Source organism: Paraburkholderia sp. J94, assembly GCF_905220285.1.
GTDB lineage: Bacteria > Pseudomonadota > Gammaproteobacteria > Burkholderiales > Burkholderiaceae > Paraburkholderia > Paraburkholderia tropica_A.
Window position 1 is genome coordinate 319551 of record NZ_CAJMZH010000003.1, and the last position, 20019, is coordinate 339569.

A 20019-nucleotide genomic window follows, 5' to 3' on the forward strand; every position below is an offset into this window, starting at 1 on the left:
TGCCTCACATGGCTCCCCGAAATGTTTGGCGGGCCGTGGAGAACCAAAATGACACCGTGCACTTCACCGCTCTCGCCGCTGCGCCGCACGCGCCGCGCGCAGGCTCACACGCTCATCGCCGGCGCCGTGCTCGCCGCTTTCGCGCTCAATCTGGCCAGTCCGCCCGCGCACGCCCAGGCGGCGCCGGGCGCCGTGGCGCAGGCTGGCGATCCGCCCGGACGCGTCGCGCGTCTCGACTACACGGCGGGCGCCGTCACCACCGAACCGGCCGGCGCGACCGACTGGTCCTACGCGCAGCTGAACCGCCCGCTCACCACCGGCGACCAGCTCTGGAACGACACCAACGCGCGCTCGGAAATGCATATCGGCTCGACGGCCGTGCGCATGGGACCGCAGACGAGCGTCGACGTCCTCAATCTCGACGATGCGAGCGCGCAGCTGAAAGTCGCGCAAGGCACGCTCTCGACGCGCGTGCGCGAACTGCCGCCGGGCAGCGCGTATGAAATCGACACGCCGAATCTCGCGCTCGGCGTGAGCGGTCCCGGCGACTATCGCGTCGACGTCGCGCCCGACGGCAGCAGCACGACCGTGACAGTGCGCAGCGGCAGCGCGACGGTCTACGGCGAGAACGGCCAGACGCCGATGCAGGCGGGCCAGCAGATCCGTTTCGCGGGCACCGATCTGCAACAGGTGGCCAGCGACGCCGCCCCGCCGCCCGATGCCTTCGACCAGTGGGCGCTCGCGCGCGACGCCGCCGAGGACCGCTCGGTCTCGGCGCGCTACGTCTCGCGCGACGTGCCCGGCTATCAGGATCTCGACGCCAACGGCACGTGGCGCGACAGCCCGCAGTACGGCGAAGTCTGGGTGCCGAACGCGGTGCCGTCGGGCTGGGCGCCGTATCACGACGGCCACTGGGTCTGGCAGGCGCCTTGGGGCTGGACCTGGGTCGACGACGCGCCGTGGGGCTTCGCGCCGTATCACTACGGCCGCTGGGCGCAGGTCGACGATTCGTGGGCCTGGGTGCCGGGCCCGATGGTCGAAGCCGCGCCGCCGGTCTACGCGCCCGCGCTGGTCGCCTTCGTGGGCGGCGGTGGCGGCGGCTCGGACTGGGGCGTGAATCTGGCGATCGGCGGCGCGGCGGCCGCGGGCGTGGCGTGGTTCGCGCTCGGGCCGGGCGAGCCGTGGCATCCGCACTGGGGCGGCTGGAGCCCGCGCTACTACGAGCGCGTGAACCAGAACGTCGTCGTCAACAACTACCGGCGCGACGTGAACATCACGAACATCAACGTGCACAACACGTACGTGAATTACCGCGTGCCGGGCGCGGTGACCGCCGTGCCCGCGACGGCCTTCGTGCATGGCCAGTCGACCTCGCGCTTCGCGCAGCACGTCGATCCGCGTCAGTGGCAGAACGCGCGCATCCAGTCGGGTACGCCGGGCATCGCGCCGGTCAAGGGCAGCTTCGGTCCGAACATGCGCCGCGCCGACTATCGGCCGCCCGCCTCGCTGAATCAGCGTCAGGTGGTCGCCACCCGCGCGCCGGTCGCGCCGCCCGCGTTCCACGACAACCTCGCGCAACGCTTCGCTCACGGCGGCGGCATGGTGCCGGGCGCGGGCGCGCCCGTGGTGCGCGTGTCGGCGCCGTCGCACGCGTCGTTCTCGCCGTTTTCGCCTGCCGCTCACGGCGGCGTGCCGCAGCAGAACGTGCGCGTCGTGACGCCCCGCTCGCCGGTAATCGGCGCGGGTGCACGGCCGAACGGCGCGCCGGGCCAGCCTGGCGGCTTCGCGCAGAACCGCGAGGGTGCGCAAAACGGGCCGCGCGGGCCGAATGGCGTGAATGGTGCGAATGGTCCGAACGGTGCGAATGCCGCGATGACGTCGATGACGCCGCACGGTCAGCCCGGTACGCCGACGATCGCCGCGAACCGGACGAACGGTCATGGTCCCGACGCCGGTCCTTCGCCTGACTCGCGCCAGGCGCAGCAGCCGCAGGCGATGCAGGCGCCGCGACAACCAGCGCAGGCCGGGCCGCAAGGGCAACAAGCCGCCGAGGGGCATGGCGTGCCGCGTCCGCCGCAGTTTTCGGGTCGTCCAGAAGGCGGACAGCCGCAGGCCGCGATGACTGGCCGTGCGCCGATGGCGGGCGCGCCCGGCGAGGCGCATCAGCCGGTCTGGACCCAGCCGCATACGCCGATGGCGATGCGCGGCCAGCCGGGCGACAACGAGGCGGGCCGTCCGCAGCAGATGCAGCAACAGATGCCGCAGCAGTCGCGCCAGCCGCAGCAGTCACTCGCGATGCAGCAGCCGCGCGAGGCCGCGCCGGGACGCACGCCTGAAGCCGGGCCGGGCCAACCGCAGCGCGCGCCGCAGCCGATGCAGGCACGCCCGGAGCAGCCGGCCCAGCAGGCTCAGCCGCGCGCCGACCTCCATCCGCAACAGGCTCCGCAAGCGCAAGCGCAACCGCGTCAGGAATTCCATCCGCAGCCGCAACCCCAGCCGCAGCAGGCGCGCGTGGAAAGCCGACCGCAACCTCAAGCGCAGCCGCAGGCTCAGCCGCGCCAGGAGTTCCGTCCGCAGCCGCAGCCTCAGCAGCAGGCGCGCCAGGAGTTCCATCCGCAGCCGCAGCCTCAAGCGCAGCCGCGTCAGGAAGCGCCGCGTCCGCAGCCCCAGCCGCAACCGCGCGCGGAAGCGCCGCGTCCTCAACCGCAGCCGCATCAGGAAGCACCGCATCCGCAACCGGCGCCGCATCAGCCCGAACACGCGGGCGGCAATCACGACGATCATCGTCACGGTTGACCGGCACGGCGCGCATCGCTGTGCAAAACGGCAACAAAAAAGCCCGCGAACGTCGCCGTTCGCGGGCTTTTTTATCGGCTTCAGCAACAGGCGCGAGCCGAAATCAACGGTCCGCCAGCCTCATCGGCAAGCGTCGGTCTCGCGTCACACGGCCATCGGCGCCGTGAGCGGCGCATGGTGGCGATAGCCTTCGAGCGTGAAATCGGCGGGCTCGACCTTCTCCAGCCACTCGGGTTCGTAGACGCCGGTCTTCGCGTAGTCGGGCACGCGGTCGGCGATCACGAGACGCGGGCTCTCGTAAGGCTCGCGCTCGAGCTGCGCGTTGAGCATGTCGAGCTGGTTCTCGTAGATATGCGCGTCGCCGATGAAATACGTAAACCAGCGCGGCGTATAGCCCGTCAGGCGGCCGACGAGGTGCAGCAGCGCCGCGCCTTCGGTCAGGTTGAACGGCGTGCCGAGGCCCACATCGTTGCTGCGGATGTAGAGGCACAGCGAGATTTCGCGCTTCGCCGCATTCGGCAGGAACTGATAAAGCAGATGGCAGGCGGGCAGCGCGATCTCGTCGAGCTTCGCCGGGTTCCAGCCATGAAACAGAATCCGGCGGTCGGCCGGATTGTTCATGATGGCGTCGAGGCACTGGCGCAGCTGGTCGATCGCCTTGTAGAGCAGCACTTTCGGGCGGCCGCCCTCTTCGAACGCCGTCACCTGGGCGTAGCCGCGCCCGAGCGCGTCGGCGATCTGCGCGCCGGCGTCGGCGTCGAGCACCTTGTAGGCCGGCCATTGGCGCCACTGCACGCCGTACACGTCGCCGAGGTCGTCGGTGCCGCGGCGGTACGGATTGGCGAGCCACTGGGCGTTGTCGTTCGCGTTGGCGTCCCAGACCTTGCAGCCGAGCGCGCGGAAGTCCGCGGCGTTGCGCGAGGCGCGCAGAAAGCCGACCAGTTCGCCCACGGCCGACTTGAACGCGAGCTTCTTCGTCGTCACGGCCGGAAAGCCTTGCTGGAGGTCGAACTTCAGCATCGCGCCCGGCATGCTGATGGTGCGGATGCCGGTGCGGTTTTCCTGCCAGCTGCCGGTGTCGAGAATCGAGCGGACGAGCTCGAGATACAGTTTCATGCGGAGTCCCTGAGCGGGCGCGCGCGGCGCCCGTGCGGATTCAAAACAGCGATTTTATAGCATGCGCGGCGATCGCCTGTCGGGGCTCCTCGGGAAGCGCCGCGAGCGCGGGCGCGTGTAACCCGATACCGATAGACGCGCGAATCGCACGAGCGCGTCGCGAAAGCGGCATCGGCAAGAGAGCAATCGGGGAAGACAACAAAGAAACTGCGAAGAAAACTGCGAAGAAAACAGCGACTGGACGCGCGGACACGGAAAGCGCCACGCCATCGACCGGCCGCGTCAGGCGGCGCGCGGCGATCCACGCGGCACCCGACGCCATCCGGTGTGAACGAGTCGGCACGCACAACGCGCCCTCCCATCCACGCGAGCCTGCGCCCCCGCGCACGCCCGCATGCGCCCTGACTCAAACACCCTCATTCGGGCCACGCCGGCCCGTATTCACTGCACAACCGATTGCGCGACACATCGAACAGCAACATCGAACACCCACGTTGCGCACATTTTTTCGGCCGTCGAGCGGCTCCTGGCGCTGGTCTCCCCGATTGCGCGGCCGTTCAGACGGCCCCGCCCCCCGAAACCAGTCCGCCCGGATGCGGCGCGAGCGGATCGCTTTCCATGTGCCGCATGCCATGCGCGCACAGCAGCCGATAGAGCGTCACGCGCGAAATCCCGAGCTCCTGGGCGGCGTCGCCCAGACGGCCGCGATGGCGCAGCAGCGCCAGCTCGATGGCCTGACGCTCGGCGGCCTCGCGCGCCTGCGCGAGCGAGACCGGCACCACTTCGACGTAATCGCCGAGTTCGAGATCGCGCGCCGTGATCGCGCGCCCTTCCGACATCACGATGGCGCGCCGCACGCGGTTGATCAGCTCGCGCACGTTGCCGGGCCAGCTGTAGTTGTGGAGCGCCGCGATGGCGTCGGGCGAAAAGCCGCGCAGACGGCGGCTGCCGTCCTTCTTGAAGCGTTCGAGCATGTGGCGCGCGAGCAGCTCGATGTCCTTGCCGCGCGCGCGCAGCGGCGGCTCGTCGATCTGCAGCACGCACAGGCGGTGATACAGATCCTGGCGGAAGCGCCCTTCGACCATCGCCGCGCGCATGTCGACGTGCGTGGCCGAGATGATGCGCACGTCGACGGGCTGCGATTGATGGCCGCCCAGCCGCTCGATCTTGCCTTCCTGGAGAAAGCGCAGCAGGCTCGCCTGGCTTTCCATCGGCAGGTCGCCGATTTCGTCGAGGAACAGCGTGCCGCCGTTGGCCGCTTCCACGCGGCCGATCTTGCGCTGGCTCGCGCCCGTGAACGCGCCGCGCTCATAGCCGAACAGCTCGGACTGCAGCAGATGCGGCGGAATCGCGCCGCAGTTGATGGGGATGAAAGGCGCATTGCGGCGCGACGAACGCTCGTGGATCGCCACCGCCGTGAGTTCCTTGCCGGTACCGGATTCGCCCGAGATGAAGACGGGCGCGTCGGTCATCGCGACCTTGCGGATCGAGCGGAACAGCGCGAGCATCGCCTCGCACGAGCCGACCATTTCGCCTTCGGTGCCGCCCGTGGTGTCGTTCGACGCGTTCTCGACCAGCGAGACCATGCCATAGGCGTGACCGACCGAATCGACGATGCGGTCGCCGCTCCACGGCACCGTTACGTAATCGAAACAGTAGTCGCGCACGAGCCGGCGCAGATTGGCGTCCTGCAGTTGCCCGGTGGTGGTCGCGGCGACCCAGCCCACGTTGGGCAACGTGAGGCACGGCTCGAAGGCGCCGATTTCGTGCAGATGGAACTGGCTCGACAGATCCAGCAGGCCGCCCGCAGGCAGGCCCGCGCGCAGCGCCCGCCGCGCGTCCCGTGCATTGCCGACAATCTCCACTTGCCAGCCGCGCTCGTGGAACCGCTCGTTCAGCGCCTCATTGGGATTGCGCGTCACGTAGACCAATTGCCGCGTTGCGGATTCCATTATTCAGATCCTCTTGCCAACACATCGTTGCGGAATGACGGCACGCACCTGATGTACAGACACGCAGCAAGGACTGCGCTCCACCCCTGTTCAGACGAAGGCGAGAGACAGAACTTTTTGCTGACGTTGAATCCCCGAGCTGCGGCGTGTGTGTCAACGTGCCCATGCGTGGGCTTTAGTTATCTGTTATCGGCATTACGCGTTTTTCTGAAGCTTACTATATGCGCCCGGGAGTTGAACAGGATTTATGCGACGTGAATGCATAAGGGTTCGATGGAAATGCTTCCAGGCCCTTGGCGTTGATACGTAAGAGGAAAATTATTCGCATACATGGCGCAATTGACGTTCCCAACGTACCGAAATTACGTAACGCGTTACGCGTAACACGTAATTCAAAAACCTGCCTCGCAAACGTTCTCCGCTGAAACTCACAGACGGATTTCAGCGCTTTAAAGAGGGTGACGTTTCAGCGCTGAAACATTTTCGCGAAAATCCGCAATTCAAAATCCGCAGAAAATAACAGGAACCCCGGCGTATCAATGGATTGCGTGGCATGGCACACGTTTCGCTAAATGAGTCGCACCAGGAGATACGCCATGCGACCCAATCACCCGAACGTCCGGCGCAGTGTCATGAGCTACGGTTCCGCCCTCGCGGCCGTGCTGATTCCCGCCGTACTGCTCGTCCCGCTGTTCGTCCTTTCGCCGGCCGTGTGCGCCCAGAGCGCCACCGACGCAGCCGGTGCGGGCGCAACCGCCGCGCACGACGCGCTGACCGTGAGTGCAGCGAGCGCGGATGTCGTTTCTGCAACAACCGCTCCAATCACAGTCGCCGCGTCGGCCGATCCCGCCAACGCACCCGCGACGCTCAAGGCCGACCCGCTGACCGCCGACATCGGTCCGAACCCGGGCCAGCCCCAGACCGAGGCGCAAAACCATAACGACGACAGCTGGAACGGCAGCGCGCCGCTGGCCGCCGATCCCGGCCAGGCCGGCGACCATGGCGACGACGGCATTCTCGCGGGCGTCGGCATGCTCGACGACCAGACGCTCGCCCGCCAGCGCGGCGGCGCCGTGGGCATGGTGATGGTCGCCGCCACGCCGCAACTGATGCGCGGCGGCAGCGTGACGCTGTGGGACGAGATCGCACCGCCCACGCCGATCCCGATTCCGGTCGATAGCCAGGCGGCCCAAGGGAACACCGCCAGCTACTTCCGCCGCTAGCCGGCACCGCGGCAGAACAACGGAAGCCTGACAACCAGACGCAATCATCGCGAACTAACCGCGCCGTTCGTGGCGCGGACCGGGAGCGGCGCGCACAGGACGCCGCCCCGAGTGGAGACGGAGACCAGCATGAACGAACGCCTTACGGCGCCCGTGACGGGCGCGTGTCGCCCGCGCATCGCCGCAGCCGTGTGCGGCGCCTGCGCCGCCCTGCTCGCGGCGAGCGCCGGCGCACAGCAGGTGACCAATCCCGGCGACATCATCATCGAGCGCAACATCACGCCGCGCAGCGCGTTCGACACCGTGCCCAAGAGCCAGGATCCGGTCGCCGTGCGCGCCACGACCTTCCCGAAGAACAGTTTCGATCCGGCCATCGCCCAGCTCGTTTCGGACACCGACCTCACCAACGCGCGCGGTTCGAGCGGCGTCAACACGGGCGCCGCGCTCGGCGGCGGAGGCGCGGGCATGCAGGCCGTCACGCGCATCCTCGCGGGCAACCAGACCGGCGGCAACGTGCCGCTCGGCGCAGGCGCCCAGGCGGGCGGCGGCGGCCTCGGCGCCACCATTTCCTCCTCGGTGACGAGCGCGCTCGCGCCGCTCACCGGCGCACTCGGAGCGCTCAAATGAACCCACGTCTGAGCGGACGTCCGGCTGCCCCTCTGTCTCGTCTTGGTGCCGCGCTTGCGCTCGGCGCCGCGCTGGCCGCCAGCGGCGCGGCGCACGCCCAGGCCGTCGTGAGCGGCTATTCGGTGATCGCACCGGGTGCCGGCACCGGCGTGACCGGCGCGCTCGCGGTGAACGAGACCTCGGGGCTGAACAACGCGCAAGCGAACCAGTTGACGATCGCCACCGGCGGCACCGTGGTCGTCAACGGCAACTTCATTTCGCAGGATGCGGGCGCCGCGGCGCGGCTGAACAACGCCACGGCCACGATCGGCAGCAACGCATTTGCGAACACGTCCGGCGCGGTGATGGTGAACCAGTCGGCGGGCGTGGCGAATCTCCAGAGCAACAGTGCGCAGATCGGCACTGCCGCGATGGGTGTTGAAACCGTCTCGGATGGCGATCTGTCCGCGGCGGCTGCGTCGAACGGTGGTAGGGGGCAAATGGTGCAGACCAGTGGCATTCGTGAAGCCGGTATTTCCAGCTCGGCTTTCAGGAATGCAACGGGTCTCGTGCAGGTGAACCAGACCGCTGGCGCCGGTAACGCTACGGCAAATAGTTTTGTGCTCCGTCCCCCGGCGGGCACTCTTTTCTAACTGACGATCAGTATCGGAGCGAAATCATGAAGCGCACTCTCATTGCTGCAGCTGTCCTCGCCGCCGTTTCCGGTAGCGCCCTCGCAAGCCCGAAAGATCCGTACATCTTCAATGCCACCATCGTCGGTGAACGCGTGGGCATCGAAGGCTGGATCACGCTGTTCGGCTGCGTGAGCGTCAGCAGCACGGCAGGGGCCGTGGTCAACAACAACCAGATGGTCACGTCGAACAATATTTCGATGAAGCCGAACCCCGCGAACTACACGAGCGGCTCGATCACGACGCACGTCAACAACTCGTACACCTCGGCCAAGGGCGGCGGCTCGGCCTTCGTCGATGTGTCGACGTGGAGCTCGTCGAAGCAAACCAGCGCCCAGGGCTCTCAGGCTTCGGCCGGCTACGTCTATGGCCAGCAGAGCAAGCAGGTCCAGGGCGGCGGCTATGAATACAGCCAGCAAAGCGCCGGGATCGGCGGCTACTTCTACAACACGCAGCAAAGCCAGGGCGCGCATATCTCCGCCAGCGGCAAGGCTAGCGGCTCGCTGAGCTACGTCGCCTACAACGGCCGTCACTCGGGCTACGACGCCTTCCAGGCCAAGGGCAGCCTGTCGGCCGGCTACAACGAATCGAGCTACGCCAAGGGCTCGGGCGTCGGCGGCTACTTCGAAGCGACGGAAGGTTCGGGCCAGGGCAAGAGCTGGTCCTATCAGGCCAAGGAAGGTTCGGGCTACGTAGCGTATGGCGAGCAGTCGTCGAGCTACAAGGACACGTCGTCGAAGACCAATAAGGGCGGCTCGATCAAGTGGGGCATCGACTCGTCGCTCGCCACGACCGACGTGACGGTGACGGGCTCGGTCACGCAGCACTTCAACAACCAGCCGGCCAACACGCTGACGGCCACGACCGGTGACGGCGCGGCCAAGGGCGCTTCGGGCAACATCGGCGTGAACATCGCCGAAGGCGTGAACAACGCGCAGAGCAACGACGCTTCGCTCGCCGCCGTCGACGCGGGCAACGTGTTCGGCAACGCGCAGATCTTCAACACGCAATCGTCCGGCGGCAACGTGAAGGTCAACAACTACGTGCTCAACGCCGGCGTCGGCAACAACGCCCTGGCAGGCGCCACCGGCAACATCGGCGTGAACGTGGCCTCGGGTGTCGGCAACGCGCAGAACAACAGCCTGGCTGCCTCGACCACGACGAGCGGCGCCAACGCGTCGTATGCGATGGTCGCGACCGACCAGACGAGCCAGACCGCGAATACGTCCTTCCAGGGCAGCTTCGCCGGTACGGCCATGCTGGGTTCAGGCGCGCTCGCCAACGCAACCGGCAACATCGGCGTGAATATCGCCGGCGGTGTCGGCAACGTCCAGCACAACGGCCTCGCCATCGCGGCCATGAGCGTGCCGGTCGTCGGCAAGTAAGCAGCAAGCGAGCAGTCTTCAGGGGTAGTGCACGCGTCGGCCGCGGCAACGCCGGCCGACGCGTTCAACAGCAGGAGACCTCCATGTCCGGGCCTTTGTCGTCCCCGGCGTCCAGGGTGTGCCTTGTCGCGCTGACGTTCGCCGTCACCGCGGCTTTCGCACCTTGCCGCGCGCAATCGAGCATCGACGCCACGCATCTGATCGGCGTGCCAGTGAAGATGCCCGTGCGGTCGATGAGGGACATCCGCTACTCCAGCATCGTCAATCAGCAATACGACTACAGCTGTGGTGCGGCCGCGCTCGCGACGCTGCTCAAGTACGGCTACGGAATCGACATTCCGGAGCCCGAAATGATCCGCCGCATGATGGTGTTCTCCACGCCCGAAGTGGTCGTCAAGAACGGCTTCTCCATGCTCGACATGAAGAAGTTCGTCGAGACGGTCGGACTGCGCGGGCGAGGCTTTCGCGTCAACACCGACGCGCTCTATCACCTGCAGATTCCCGTGCTCGTGCTGATGAACATCGACGGCTACGAACACTTCGTGATCGTCAAGCACGCCGAAAACGGCCGCGTGTTCATCGCCGATCCCGCGCTTGGCAATCGCATCGTCGCCGAGGACGACTTCGCGAAGACGTGGAATGGCCTCGTCTTCGCCGTGCTCGGCAAACCGTTTCTGGAGGACTCTCCGCTGTTGCAGAACAACGAGTCGCTGGCGCTGAAGCTGCGTGAAAACGCCCTGCTCAACGGCACGGCCGCGACGCCCTTCTTCGAATACGGCCTCGACAAGGCCGTCATGTTCTGAATCACACAAGAGTCATGAACCGCAACCTCTCCCAGTGTGGCATCGCGGCAGGCATCTGCGCGCTCGCCTGCGCGTATGCGAGTGGTGCATCGGCCGCCGAAAGCCTCGCCGCGACCCAGGCCGCCACGCCTGCGTTCCTGTCGGCAGGCGGCGTCGATGCGCAGCCTGTGCGCTGCGAACCCGTCGGCGACGACGTGCTCGCCCATCAGTCCGGCAAGTACGCCGGCAGCAACATGATCTCCGGCTTCGTCCTCACCGTGCTGTCGCAATGGCAGCTGCCGAACGGCGCGAGCGCCGTGGCGCAAGGCTCGCTGTCGGTCTCGCAGAACACCGCCAACCAGCTGAGCGCGAGCGTGCAGAGCCTCGCGAAAGTGACCGATCCGGTCGGCACGAACGCGGGCAACAGCGGCGCCTCGCCGAACGCATCGGCCAACGGCGGCCAGAACCTGATGATCAACGGCGTCTCGCAGATCACCCAGGTCGCCGGCAACAGCAACGTGGGCGTCAACGGCGCGACCATCGACTTCGCGAATCCGGCCGCGCAGCTCGCGGGCCAGGCCGGCATGAACCAGTCGAGCGCCTCGGCGCAGAACGCGAACGGCACCATCCGCGCCGGCATCGCGTTCGGCAGCAACGGCATCAACGTGACGCTGCAGACACCCGCGGGCGTCGCGACGCAGAACATCGTCCCGAGCGGCGCGCAACAAGCCGGCGCGATCGCCCAGCTGCTGCAGATCGCGGGCAATAACCAGAAGGTCGCCAATCAGTTGCAGCTCAACCTGCAGACGCAGCAGATGAGCGCGCAAATGATCCGGCAGAGCGGCGTGCTGCAGGCGCTGCGCAATGTTCGCTGACGACGGGGCTAACAAGCTGGGGTAACCAAGCAAATCAGGAAGCGAACGACAAAACGAACAACGAAGCGAACAACGAAGCAAACGAAAAAGCGAACGAAGAAGCCAACAACGGGCGCCAAAAGAAACACCAAGGGAAACACCGAGGAAACACCGAAAGAACACTGACAACGCGTACCGACAACGAGCATCGAGAACACGCAGCACCTTGACCGCCAGCAACCAGCAACGCCGGACCGTCCATCCGCCAACGACGGTCCGAGCGAGGAGACCAGCAAGGAGACGACAACGCGGGCAACGGCCCCGCGCAGAAGCATCGGGAAAGTGCATCGACGTGCGCGGGCGCGGAACCAGGGGGTTTCGTCATGCGCCCGCTTTCGATCCGGGGGAAGAACAATGAACATGATGTCCAGAACGGCGGCGCCGCGATTTTCGCTCGCCGCCATTCCAGCAGCAGTCCTGCTTTTGACGCTCGCGCAAACCGCCAACGCGCAAGCCCTGCAAGGCCAGTCGATCGAGGACCGGCTCAATACGCTGATGCGCGTGGTCGACGAGCAGCAGCGTCAGATCCAGTCGCTCGAGCGTCAGGTGACGAACCTCGAAATGGCGCAGCGTGGACGCGGCGTGCCGGGCGCGGGTGCGCCCGAGGGCGCCGCGCTCGTCGGCGAGCAGCCCGGCGCCGACGGCCTGCCGGTGCCGCTGCCGCCGCTCGCCCAGGCGCTGCCCGGCGCCAACGCGCCCGGCGCGCTCACCGGCACCGCCACCGGCGTGCCCGTCAATCCGCCCTCGCCCGACGCCGGCGCGACCAGCGGCGCGACCGGCGCTTCCGCCGCGAGCGGCCCGCAGCAAGGTGCGCCGGTCGGCGTGAATCCGACCGTCGGCGAAACGCAGAAGGACGCGCAGCCGACCCGCACCCAGGCCGAGCAGGCCGTCGTCGAGCGCGAGCATGCGCCGCTGTTCGACCACAAGCTCACGCTCGACTGGGGGATCAGCGACACCTACTACGATCGCCGCCAGCTTCAGCTCTCGGGCTTCCTCGCGCTCGACGCGATCTTCCTCGGCAACATCAACCTCGGTCAGACCAAGTCTCACCAGGTGATGGCCGATCTGGACGTGCGCTACGGTCTCACCGACCGCATGAGCATCGACGTGGACGTGCCGTACATCTACCGCCACAGCAGCTTCATCGTCGGCGGCGCGGGCGGCGCGGCAAGCTCGCTCTCCGATGCGTCGGTGAACTCGAACGCGATCGGCGACGTCAACTTCGGGCTCTACTACCAGTTCCTGAAGGAAACCAACAACATGCCCGACGTGGTCGGCAGCCTGCGCGTGAAAACGCCCACGGGCACCTCGCCGTTCGGCATCAAGGTCGTACAGCTCACACCCGACAACACCAACCTCGTCGCGCCCAGCAAGCTGCCCACCGGCACGGGCTTCTGGAACGTCACGGCGGGTCTCTCGGTGCTCAAGACCTACGACCCGGTCGTGCTGTTCGGCAGTTTTTCGTACACCTACAACATCTCGCGCTCGTTCTCCGATATCTCGTCGGTGGTGGGCCAGACGCAGCCGGCCGAAGTGAAGCTCGGCGACATCATCCAGTTCGGCGGCGGCGTCGCGCTCGCGTTCTCCGACAAGGATTCGGCCAGCATCTCCTACACGATGGCGATCGAGCCGCAGTCGAAGACCAAGGCGCCGGGCGGCGGCTGGAGCGGCGTGCCGGGCAGCGAGACGACCGCCTCAGTGCTCAATTTCGGCCTGAATCACGTGGTCAACAAGCACCTGACGATCAACGGCGCGGTGTCGGTGGGCCTCACGCCCGACGCGCCGAACTTCGTCGTCGGCGTGCGCTTCCCCTACACCTTCTGATGAACACGAGGCCGATCGTGCGCGAACCCTCACCTCTGAGCGCCACCGTGACATCTTTCGCCAGCGCGAGCCAGCGGCTCGCCTTGACCGCCGTCCAGCAGCCGTCCTCCGCCGCGCGGCCGGGCAAGGCGGCGCCGGACGTGGCCGTGACGGGCGTCGCTGCGTCGGGCGCCGCTGCGCTCGCGAGCGACGCGCGGCCCGCGGCCGAGCTGGAGCGCGTGCTGCTGTACGTCGCGCGCACGCCCGACACGCAGTTGAGCGCGCATCTGAAAAGCCGCGGCTGGCAGGTCACGACGGCCAAGACCGCGCACGAGGCCGCGCGTCTCGTGAAGGCCGAACCCGCCTGCGCCGGCATCGTCGATCTGACCGGCTTCGCGCCGCGCGACATCGCCGGACTCGAAGCGGCGCTGAGTCTTCAGCAGGTCGGCTGGATTGCGCTGACCGACGCACAGCGCCTCGCCGACCGCGACGTGCGCCGCCTGATCCGCCACTACTGCTTCGACTACGTGCACCTGCCGGTCGCGCACGCGACGCTCGACTATCTGGTGGGCCACGCGTTCGGCATGGTGACGCTCTGCGACCTCGACGCAACGCCTGCCGCGGCCGCGAGCCAGGACGAAGACGAGATGGTCGGCACCTGCGAAGCGATGCAGCAGCTCTTTCGCACCATCCGCAAAGTGGCGAACACGGACGCGACCGTGTTCATCTCGGGCGAATCGGGCACCGGCAAGGAGCTGACGGCGCTGGCGATTCACGAGCGCTCGCCGCGCCGCAAGGCGCTGTTCGTGCCGATCAACTGCGGCGCGATTCCGCATCATCTTCTGCAATCCGAACTATTCGGCTACGAACGCGGCGCGTTCACGGGCGCGAACCAGCGCAAGATCGGCCGCGTGGAAGCGGCCAACGGCGGCACGCTGTTTCTCGACGAAATCGGCGACCTGCCGATGGAAAGCCAGGCGAGCCTGCTGCGCTTCCTGCAGGAAGGCAAGATCGAACGGCTCGGCGGGCGCGAGCAGATTTCCGTCGACGTGCGCATCATTTCGGCGACCCACGTCGACCTCGAAGCCGCGATGCGCGACGGGCGCTTCCGCGCGGACCTGTTCCATCGGCTGTGCGTGCTGCGCGTCGACGAACCGCCGCTGCGCGCGCGCGGCAAGGACATCGAAATCCTCGCCCATCACGTGCTGCACAAGTTCAAGCAGGACAGCGCGCGGCGCATTCGCGGCTTCACGCCCGACGCGATCGAGGCCATGTACAACTACACGTGGCCCGGCAATGTGCGCGAGCTGATCAACCGCGTGCGCCGCGCGATCGTGATGGCCGAGAGCAAGCTCATTTCCGCCGACGACCTCGACCTCGGCCAGTTCTCCGAGCAGGAAACGATCACGCTCGCGGCCGCGCGCGAAGCCGCCGAAAAGCGCGCGATCGAAGCGGCCTTGCTGCGCCATCGGCATCGTCTGAACGAGGCGGCCGCCGACCTCGGCATCTCGCGCGTGACGCTCTACCGGCTCATGGGCACGCACGGCCTGCGCGACGAAAAGACGATCTTCGGCGGCGAGGCCGAGAACCAGCCGGAGGCCGCGCCGGGTGAAGCGGAATGAGCGAGAGACAAGCGCCGAATGAGCACGCAGCGAGCGCCCCGCGGCGGCGGGCCGGCGGGGGCGCGCACGGCGTCGGGTAGAATCGAAGCGGTTGACCTTTCAAACCTTTTGCACTTCGACTCTCGATGACGACGCTCACCCTGATCGTCGCTCGCGCCCGCAATGGCGTGATCGGCCGCAACAACGAGTTGCCCTGGCGCCTGCCCGAAGACCTCGCCTTCTTCAAGCGCACCACGATGGGCGCGCCCATCGTCATGGGCCGCAAGACGCACGAATCGATCGGCCGCGCGCTGCCGGGCCGCCGCAACATCGTCGTGACGCGCGACGCCGCGAAGCGCTTTCCGGGCTGCGACACGGCCACGAGCCTTGAGGAAGCGCTCGCGCTCGCCGCGCAGGATCAGGCGCCCGAGGCGTTCCTGATCGGCGGCGCGCAGCTCTACGCGGAAGGCATCGCGCTCGCGCAGAAGCTGATCGTCACCGAGATCGCCGCCGACTTCGAGGGCGACGCGCACTTCCCCGCGCCCGATCCGGCCGTCTGGCAGGAAACCGCGCGCGACACGCTGCACGGGAGTGCGCCCAACGATTTCGATTTCGCCTTCGTGACGTACGAGCGGCGGGATTGAGGGGGCGGCGTCACGCGGTTCGCAAAACCGCCGACGCGCGCCTTACTTCGGGAAATAACGATCGAGTTTGCCCAAGTCCCAAATTGGGACTAAAATAGCCCACATGCGCATTGTTGCCAGGAAGACCCTGCTGGACTTCATCCAGAAGCACACTCAAGCCGAGCAGGCGCTGCTCGCGTGGTATGCCGAAGCAACGCGCGCCGTCTGGAAAACGCCGCAAGACATCAAGGAGCACTACGCGTCCGCCAGTTTTGTCGGCAAGAACCGTGTGGTCTTCAACATCAAGGGCAACGACTTTCGCTTGATTGTCGCGGTGGCCTATCGCATCGGCGTCGTCTATATCAAATTCGTCGGGACGCACACCGCATACGACAGGATCGACGCGGCAACCGTAGAACTGGAGTAACGGCAATGGATATTCGACCGCTGCACACCGAGGAAGACTACGAGGCTGCACTCGCAGCTGTGTCCGTGCTCGTCGACGCCGACCCCGAATCCGGCACGCCCGAAGGCGATGAGCTCGAGATTCTCTCGATCCTGGTCGAACGTTACGAAGCCGAACACTTCCCGCTGGAAAGCCCGGATCCGATCGACGCGATCAAGTTCCGCATGGAGCAGCAGGGCTTGTCGGTGCCCGATATGCAGCCGTACATCGGCAATGCGAATCGCGTCTACGAAGTTCTCGCTGGCAAACGTGCGTTGAGCCTCGCGATGATCCGGCGCCTGCATGCCGGACTGCACATCCCCGCCGACATTCTTATCGGCGCGGCTTGAGCCATGGCTTGATTCATCGCCCAAACAAAAACGGCACGCCCAGGCGTGCCGTTTTCCATTCGCGCGCCTGAAACGCGCGCGCTTGACTACCCTTGCTGTGCCTTACTGCCCCGCCACCGTCATGCGCTCGATCAGCACCGAGCCGGTCTGACGCGTGCCGCGCGCGAGCGTGTCGGCGCCCACCGCGACGATGTGGTGGAACATTTCCTGAAGCGTCGACGCCACGGTGATCTCCTCGACCGGATACTGGATCTTGCCGTTCTCGACCCAGAAGCCCGACGCGCCGCGCGAATAGTCGCCCGTCACGAAGTTCACGCCCTGCCCCATCAGCTCCGTCAGCAGGAGGCCCGTGCCGAGCTTCTTGAGCATGGCTTCGAAGTCGTCCTCGGGCTTCGTCAGCGAGCTTTGCAGTTGCAGGTTGTGCGAGCCGCCCGCGTTGCCGGTGGTCTGCATGCCGAGCTTGCGCGCCGAGTACGACGAGAGGAAATAGCCCTGCACCACGCCGTCCTTGACGACTTCGCGGCGCTGCGTGCGGACGCCTTCCTCGTCGAACGGCGCGCTGCCCGCGGCGCGCGGCACGTGCGGGTCTTCGATGATCTGGATATGCGGCGCGAACACCGGCTTGCCGAGGCTGTCGACGAGGAACGACGTCTTGCGATACAGCGCGCCGCCGCTCACGGCCTGCACGAACGCGCCGAGCAGCCCCGCCGCCAGCGGCGCCTCGAACAGCACCGGCACCTTGCGCGTGTCGAGGCCGCGCGCGTTCAGGCGCGACAGCGCGCGTTCGGCGGCGTAACGGCCCACCGCTTCGGGCGAGGCCAGCTCGCCCGCGCTGCGCCGCGAGGTGTACCAGTCGTCGCGCTGCATGCTGCGGCCCGAGCCCGCGATGGGCGCGCACGCGACGTAGTGGCGCGAATACGGATAGCCGTGGATGAAGCCGCCCGAGGTGGCCAGCACGAACTGCGAATGCTGCGCGGACACGCTCGCGCCTTCCGAGTTGGTCACGCGCGGATCGGTGGCGAACGCGGCGTCTTCGGCGCGGCGCGCGATGTCGACGGCCTCGTCGGCGGTCAGGCTCCACGGATGATAGAGGTCGAGGTCGCGCGGCGCGGTTTCCAGCAGGTCGCGCTCGGCGAGGCCCGCGCAGTCGTCGTCGGCGGTGAAGCGCGCGATGTTGTACGCGGCCGCCACGGTGTCCTTGAGCGCCTGCGCGGAGAAGTCCGAGGTGCTCGCGTTGCCGCGCTTGTTGCCGATGTAGACGGTCACGCCGACCGACTTGTCGCGGTTATGCTCGATGGTTTCGACTTCGCCGCGCCGCACGGAAACCGACAGGCCGTCGCCTTCGGAGATCTCGGTCGCCGCGTCGCTCGCGCCGAGCGTCTTCGCGTGACGGAGAATGTCCGACGCGATCTCCTTGAGTTCGTCCTGGGTGTGCGGGAAAAAACGTTGCCGGGCTTCGATGTCTGCAGCCATTGTCGTTACGGTCCGGTTTCGGGCCAGGCGGCCCGCTTGTCGTGTGTCGGAGGTGTCGCATCAGGCGCCCTTGGTTCAGGCGCGTTCCGCGATCATAGCAAGGTATGCGAACGCGCACCCAGCACCACGGGCGCGCGACGGATACAGGCAGACTCGCACCGCCTCGCGGGTCACGCACGGGCGCACTGGCGTGCGCGCGCGGCCCATCCGTCCGATGCCGCCTCGCGCGCACGCTACAATACGCCCCATGAAACGCAAAACCCGCATTCAACCGATGAACGACGCTGTCGCCGAAGAGGACGACAACGGTTACGATCGCCCCAGCAAATCGCAGCTCAAGCGCGAAATGACCGCGCTGCAGGAGCTGGGCACGGCGCTCGTCGAGCTGCCCAAAGACGCGCTCAAGCGCATGCCGATGACGGAAGACCTCGCGGACGCCGTCCACGAGGCGCGCCGCATCACCGACCACGAAGGCAAGCGCCGCCAGCTCCAGTACGTGGGCCGCATGATGCGCGGTCTGCGCGAGGACGAAGTCGCCGCGCTGCGCACCGCCTTCGACGAGTACCGCGGCGTGAACAAGGCCGCCACGGCGCGCCTGCACTGGATCGAGCGCACGCGCGAAAAGCTGCTCGCCGACGACGCCGCGCTGACCGAATTCATCCGCCAGCACCCCGCCGCCGACCCGCAGGAAGGCCGCACGCTGATCCGCAACGTCCGCCGCGAGCAGCAGCAGGCCAAGCCGCCCAAGTACTTCCGCGAGCTGTTCCAGTGGATCAAGGACGCGAGCGCCCAGGGCGACGACGATGGCGACCACCCCGAAAACGAGCGCGCCGACGAGGACCGCGACGATGACGAAGCCTGAGCGCAGCGGGTCTGACACGCCGCGCGATGAACTCGTGATCGGCCTCGTGTCGGTCAGCGACCGCGCGACCGCGGGCGTCTACGAGGACAAAGGGATTCCGTCGCTGATGGAATGGCTGGGCGCTACGCTCAAATCGCCGTGGCGCGCGGAAACGCGCCTGATCCACGACGACGCGGCCACCATCTCGGCCACGCTCACGGCGCTCGTCGACGGCCTCGGCTGCGACCTCGTGCTGACCACGGGCGGCACCGGCCCCGCGCGCCGCGACGTGACGCCCGAGGCCACGCTGGCGGTCGCCACCAAGGAAATGCCCGGTTTCGGCGAGCAGATGCGCCAGATCAGCCTGAATTTCGTGCCGACGGCGATTCTGTCGCGCCAGGTCGCCGTGATCCGCGAAACCGACGATCACGCGGCGCTCATCATCAATCTGCCGGGACAGCCGAAGTCGATCAAGGAAACGCTCGAAGGCCTGCGCGACGCCGAAGGCGCCGTGAAGGTGCCGGGCATTTTCGCGGCGGTGCCGTATTGCATCGACCTGATCGGCGGCCCGTATATCGAGACCGATCCGGCCATCGTGGCGGCGTTCCGTCCCAAGAACGCGCAGCGTCCGCCGCGCGTTTGAGCCGAGCGGCACGCCGTCCATCGCGGCAGGCACGCAGCAAACAGAAACGGCGCCCTCGGGCGCCGTTTTCACATGCTCACTGGTCCGCGCGGCTTACTTCGCCGCCGCCTGCGCATCCGCCGGCGTGCTGGCCGAGGGAATCAGGAAGTGCTCGCGGTAGTACTTGAGCTCGTCGATCGACTCGTGGATGTCGGCCAGCGCCGTGTGCATCGCGCGCTTCTGGAAACCCTTGTAGATCGCGGGCTGCCAGCGGCGGCACAGTTCCTTGAGCGTGCTGACGTCGAGGTTGCGGTAGTGGAAGAAGCGTTCGAGCGTGGGCATCCAGCGCGCCATGAAGCGGCGGTCCTGGCAGATCGAGTTGCCGCACATCGGCGACTTGCCCGGCGGCACGTACTGCGAGAGAAACGCGAGGATTTCCTCGGTCGCGCTTTCCTCGGTCACCGTCGACGCGCGCACGCGCTCGGTCAGGCCCGAGCGGCCATGCGTGTTGCGGTTCCACTCGTCCATGCGGTCGAGCACGGCTTCGGACTGGTGGATCGCCAGCACGGGGCCTTCGACGATCTTGTCGAGCGTGGAATTGGTCACGACCACCGCGATTTCGATGATGCGGTCGTTATCGGGGTCGAGCCCCGTCATTTCCATGTCGAGCCAGATCAGGTTCATGTCGGTGCGCTCCATTGCCGGAGTCGCCTGGCCCGCCGGATCGGCAGAATTGATGTCAGTCATGGAAGGGAACCTGAAACGCTGAAACACGATGGGGACGCCGCGCGCGCA

At 67.1% G+C, this 20019-nt stretch carries 18 protein-coding genes; 14 read left to right on the forward strand and 4 right to left on the reverse strand.

The genetic code is table 11. The features are described from left to right. Positions 1-48: 48 nt before the first annotated feature. Complete coding sequence (locus U4Y88_RS07695) at positions 49-2796, forward strand: DUF6600 domain-containing protein (protein ID WP_321783239.1); 2748 nt, start codon at positions 49-51, stop codon at positions 2794-2796. 144 nt (positions 2797-2940) lie between these two features. Here U4Y88_RS07695 and U4Y88_RS07700 read toward each other — a convergent pair whose 3' ends face one another. Both U4Y88_RS07700 and U4Y88_RS07705 read right to left on the reverse strand, forming a co-directional pair. Further along, the gene (locus U4Y88_RS07700; RefSeq protein ID WP_321783241.1) at positions 2941-3912 is read right to left on the reverse strand and encodes a thymidylate synthase; all 972 of its coding nucleotides are present in this window, start codon (positions 3910-3912) and stop codon (positions 2941-2943) included. A gap of 557 nt (positions 3913-4469) precedes the next feature. Beyond that, complete coding sequence (locus U4Y88_RS07705; RefSeq protein ID WP_224013041.1) at positions 4470-5864, reverse strand: sigma-54 dependent transcriptional regulator; 1395 nt, start codon at positions 5862-5864, stop codon at positions 4470-4472. Positions 5865-6496: 632 nt separating this feature from the next. Between U4Y88_RS07705 and U4Y88_RS07710 the strand changes: the two genes are divergently transcribed. The 11 genes from U4Y88_RS07710 (at position 6497) to U4Y88_RS07760 (ending at position 16288) form a co-directional block, all read left to right on the forward strand. After that, positions 6497-7087, forward strand: coding sequence for a hypothetical protein (locus U4Y88_RS07710; protein WP_321783242.1), 591 nt, complete (start codon positions 6497-6499; stop codon positions 7085-7087). A 129-nt stretch (positions 7088-7216) separates the two neighbouring features. Continuing rightward, positions 7217-7714, forward strand: a complete 498-nt coding sequence (locus U4Y88_RS07715) for a hypothetical protein (RefSeq protein WP_224013039.1) — start codon at positions 7217-7219, stop codon at positions 7712-7714. Continuing rightward, positions 7711-8346, forward strand: a complete 636-nt coding sequence (locus U4Y88_RS07720; protein ID WP_321783244.1) for a hypothetical protein — start codon at positions 7711-7713, stop codon at positions 8344-8346. Before U4Y88_RS07715 ends, U4Y88_RS07720 begins: the two co-directional genes overlap by 4 nt. 26 nt (positions 8347-8372) lie before the next feature. Further along, on the forward strand, positions 8373-9770 hold the full coding sequence (locus tag U4Y88_RS07725; protein ID WP_224013037.1) for a hypothetical protein: 1398 nt from the start codon (positions 8373-8375) through the stop codon (positions 9768-9770). A gap of 83 nt (positions 9771-9853) precedes the next feature. Next, positions 9854-10573, forward strand: a complete 720-nt coding sequence (locus tag U4Y88_RS07730) for a C39 family peptidase (RefSeq protein ID WP_321783246.1) — start codon at positions 9854-9856, stop codon at positions 10571-10573. A 14-nt stretch (positions 10574-10587) separates the two neighbouring features. Beyond that, a complete protein-coding gene (locus U4Y88_RS07735) occupies positions 10588-11427 on the forward strand; it encodes a peptidase C39 (RefSeq protein WP_224013035.1) in 840 nt (279 codons plus the stop codon). A gap of 402 nt (positions 11428-11829) precedes the next feature. Further along, the gene (locus U4Y88_RS07740) at positions 11830-13290 is read left to right on the forward strand and encodes a hypothetical protein (RefSeq protein WP_224013047.1); all 1461 of its coding nucleotides are present in this window, start codon (positions 11830-11832) and stop codon (positions 13288-13290) included. A gap of 17 nt (positions 13291-13307) precedes the next feature. Further along, positions 13308-14891 (forward strand): sigma 54-interacting transcriptional regulator, encoded by a 1584-nt coding sequence (locus U4Y88_RS07745; protein ID WP_415774407.1) that lies wholly within the window; start codon positions 13308-13310, stop codon positions 14889-14891. Between the two features lie 125 nt (positions 14892-15016). After that, on the forward strand, positions 15017-15514 hold the full coding sequence (locus U4Y88_RS07750; RefSeq protein WP_224013032.1) for a dihydrofolate reductase: 498 nt from the start codon (positions 15017-15019) through the stop codon (positions 15512-15514). Between the two features lie 103 nt (positions 15515-15617). Continuing rightward, a complete protein-coding gene (locus tag U4Y88_RS07755; protein WP_310631427.1) occupies positions 15618-15920 on the forward strand; it encodes a type II toxin-antitoxin system HigB family toxin in 303 nt (100 codons plus the stop codon). A 5-nt stretch (positions 15921-15925) separates the two neighbouring features. After that, positions 15926-16288, forward strand: a complete 363-nt coding sequence (locus tag U4Y88_RS07760) for a transcriptional regulator (RefSeq protein WP_310631428.1) — start codon at positions 15926-15928, stop codon at positions 16286-16288. A gap of 102 nt (positions 16289-16390) precedes the next feature. Here the strand turns inward: U4Y88_RS07760 and pmbA are convergent, their stop codons facing one another. Next, positions 16391-17761 carry a metalloprotease PmbA gene (pmbA, locus tag U4Y88_RS07765; protein ID WP_224013031.1) on the reverse strand — a complete coding sequence of 457 codons (1371 nt, stop codon included), beginning with the start codon at positions 17759-17761 and terminating at the stop codon, positions 16391-16393. 247 nt (positions 17762-18008) lie between these two features. Here pmbA and yjgA point away from each other — a divergent pair, with 247 nt between their 5' ends. Both yjgA and mog read left to right on the forward strand, forming a co-directional pair. Next, positions 18009-18623: a ribosome biogenesis factor YjgA gene (yjgA, locus tag U4Y88_RS07770; RefSeq protein WP_224013030.1), complete on the forward strand. Its 615-nt coding sequence runs from the start codon at positions 18009-18011 to the stop codon at positions 18621-18623. Beyond that, positions 18610-19245: a molybdopterin adenylyltransferase gene (gene mog, locus U4Y88_RS07775; protein WP_224013029.1), complete on the forward strand. Its 636-nt coding sequence runs from the start codon at positions 18610-18612 to the stop codon at positions 19243-19245. Before yjgA ends, mog begins: the two co-directional genes overlap by 14 nt. 93 nt (positions 19246-19338) lie before the next feature. On the opposite strand, the gene orn is transcribed toward mog, so the two are convergent. Beyond that, positions 19339-19971 carry an oligoribonuclease gene (gene orn, locus U4Y88_RS07780; protein WP_224013028.1) on the reverse strand — a complete coding sequence of 211 codons (633 nt, stop codon included), beginning with the start codon at positions 19969-19971 and terminating at the stop codon, positions 19339-19341. Between the last annotated feature and the right edge of the window lie 48 nt (positions 19972-20019).

What these genes read in the sequence shown, in the direction of transcription:
- U4Y88_RS07695 (WP_321783239.1), top strand. Translation starts at nt 49, where the DNA reads ATGACACCGTGCACTTCACCGCTCTCGCCGCTGCGCCGCACGCGCCGC.
- U4Y88_RS07700 (WP_321783241.1), bottom strand. Translation starts at nt 3,912, where the DNA reads ATGAAACTGTATCTCGAGCTCGTCCGCTCGATTCTCGACACCGGCAGC.
- U4Y88_RS07705 (WP_224013041.1), bottom strand. Translation starts at nt 5,864, where the DNA reads ATGGAATCCGCAACGCGGCAATTGGTCTACGTGACGCGCAATCCCAAT.
- U4Y88_RS07710 (WP_321783242.1), top strand. Translation starts at nt 6,497, where the DNA reads ATGAGCTACGGTTCCGCCCTCGCGGCCGTGCTGATTCCCGCCGTACTG.
- U4Y88_RS07715 (WP_224013039.1), top strand. Translation starts at nt 7,217, where the DNA reads ATGAACGAACGCCTTACGGCGCCCGTGACGGGCGCGTGTCGCCCGCGC.
- U4Y88_RS07720 (WP_321783244.1), top strand. Translation starts at nt 7,711, where the DNA reads ATGAACCCACGTCTGAGCGGACGTCCGGCTGCCCCTCTGTCTCGTCTT.
- U4Y88_RS07725 (WP_224013037.1), top strand. Translation starts at nt 8,373, where the DNA reads ATGAAGCGCACTCTCATTGCTGCAGCTGTCCTCGCCGCCGTTTCCGGT.
- U4Y88_RS07730 (WP_321783246.1), top strand. Translation starts at nt 9,854, where the DNA reads ATGTCCGGGCCTTTGTCGTCCCCGGCGTCCAGGGTGTGCCTTGTCGCG.
- U4Y88_RS07735 (WP_224013035.1), top strand. Translation starts at nt 10,588, where the DNA reads ATGAACCGCAACCTCTCCCAGTGTGGCATCGCGGCAGGCATCTGCGCG.
- U4Y88_RS07740 (WP_224013047.1), top strand. Translation starts at nt 11,830, where the DNA reads ATGTCCAGAACGGCGGCGCCGCGATTTTCGCTCGCCGCCATTCCAGCA.
- U4Y88_RS07750 (WP_224013032.1), top strand. Translation starts at nt 15,017, where the DNA reads ATGACGACGCTCACCCTGATCGTCGCTCGCGCCCGCAATGGCGTGATC.
- U4Y88_RS07755 (WP_310631427.1), top strand. Translation starts at nt 15,618, where the DNA reads ATGCGCATTGTTGCCAGGAAGACCCTGCTGGACTTCATCCAGAAGCAC.
- U4Y88_RS07760 (WP_310631428.1), top strand. Translation starts at nt 15,926, where the DNA reads ATGGATATTCGACCGCTGCACACCGAGGAAGACTACGAGGCTGCACTC.
- pmbA (WP_224013031.1), bottom strand. Translation starts at nt 17,761, where the DNA reads ATGGCTGCAGACATCGAAGCCCGGCAACGTTTTTTCCCGCACACCCAG.
- yjgA (WP_224013030.1), top strand. Translation starts at nt 18,009, where the DNA reads ATGAAACGCAAAACCCGCATTCAACCGATGAACGACGCTGTCGCCGAA.
- mog (WP_224013029.1), top strand. Translation starts at nt 18,610, where the DNA reads ATGACGAAGCCTGAGCGCAGCGGGTCTGACACGCCGCGCGATGAACTC.
- orn (WP_224013028.1), bottom strand. Translation starts at nt 19,971, where the DNA reads ATGACTGACATCAATTCTGCCGATCCGGCGGGCCAGGCGACTCCGGCA.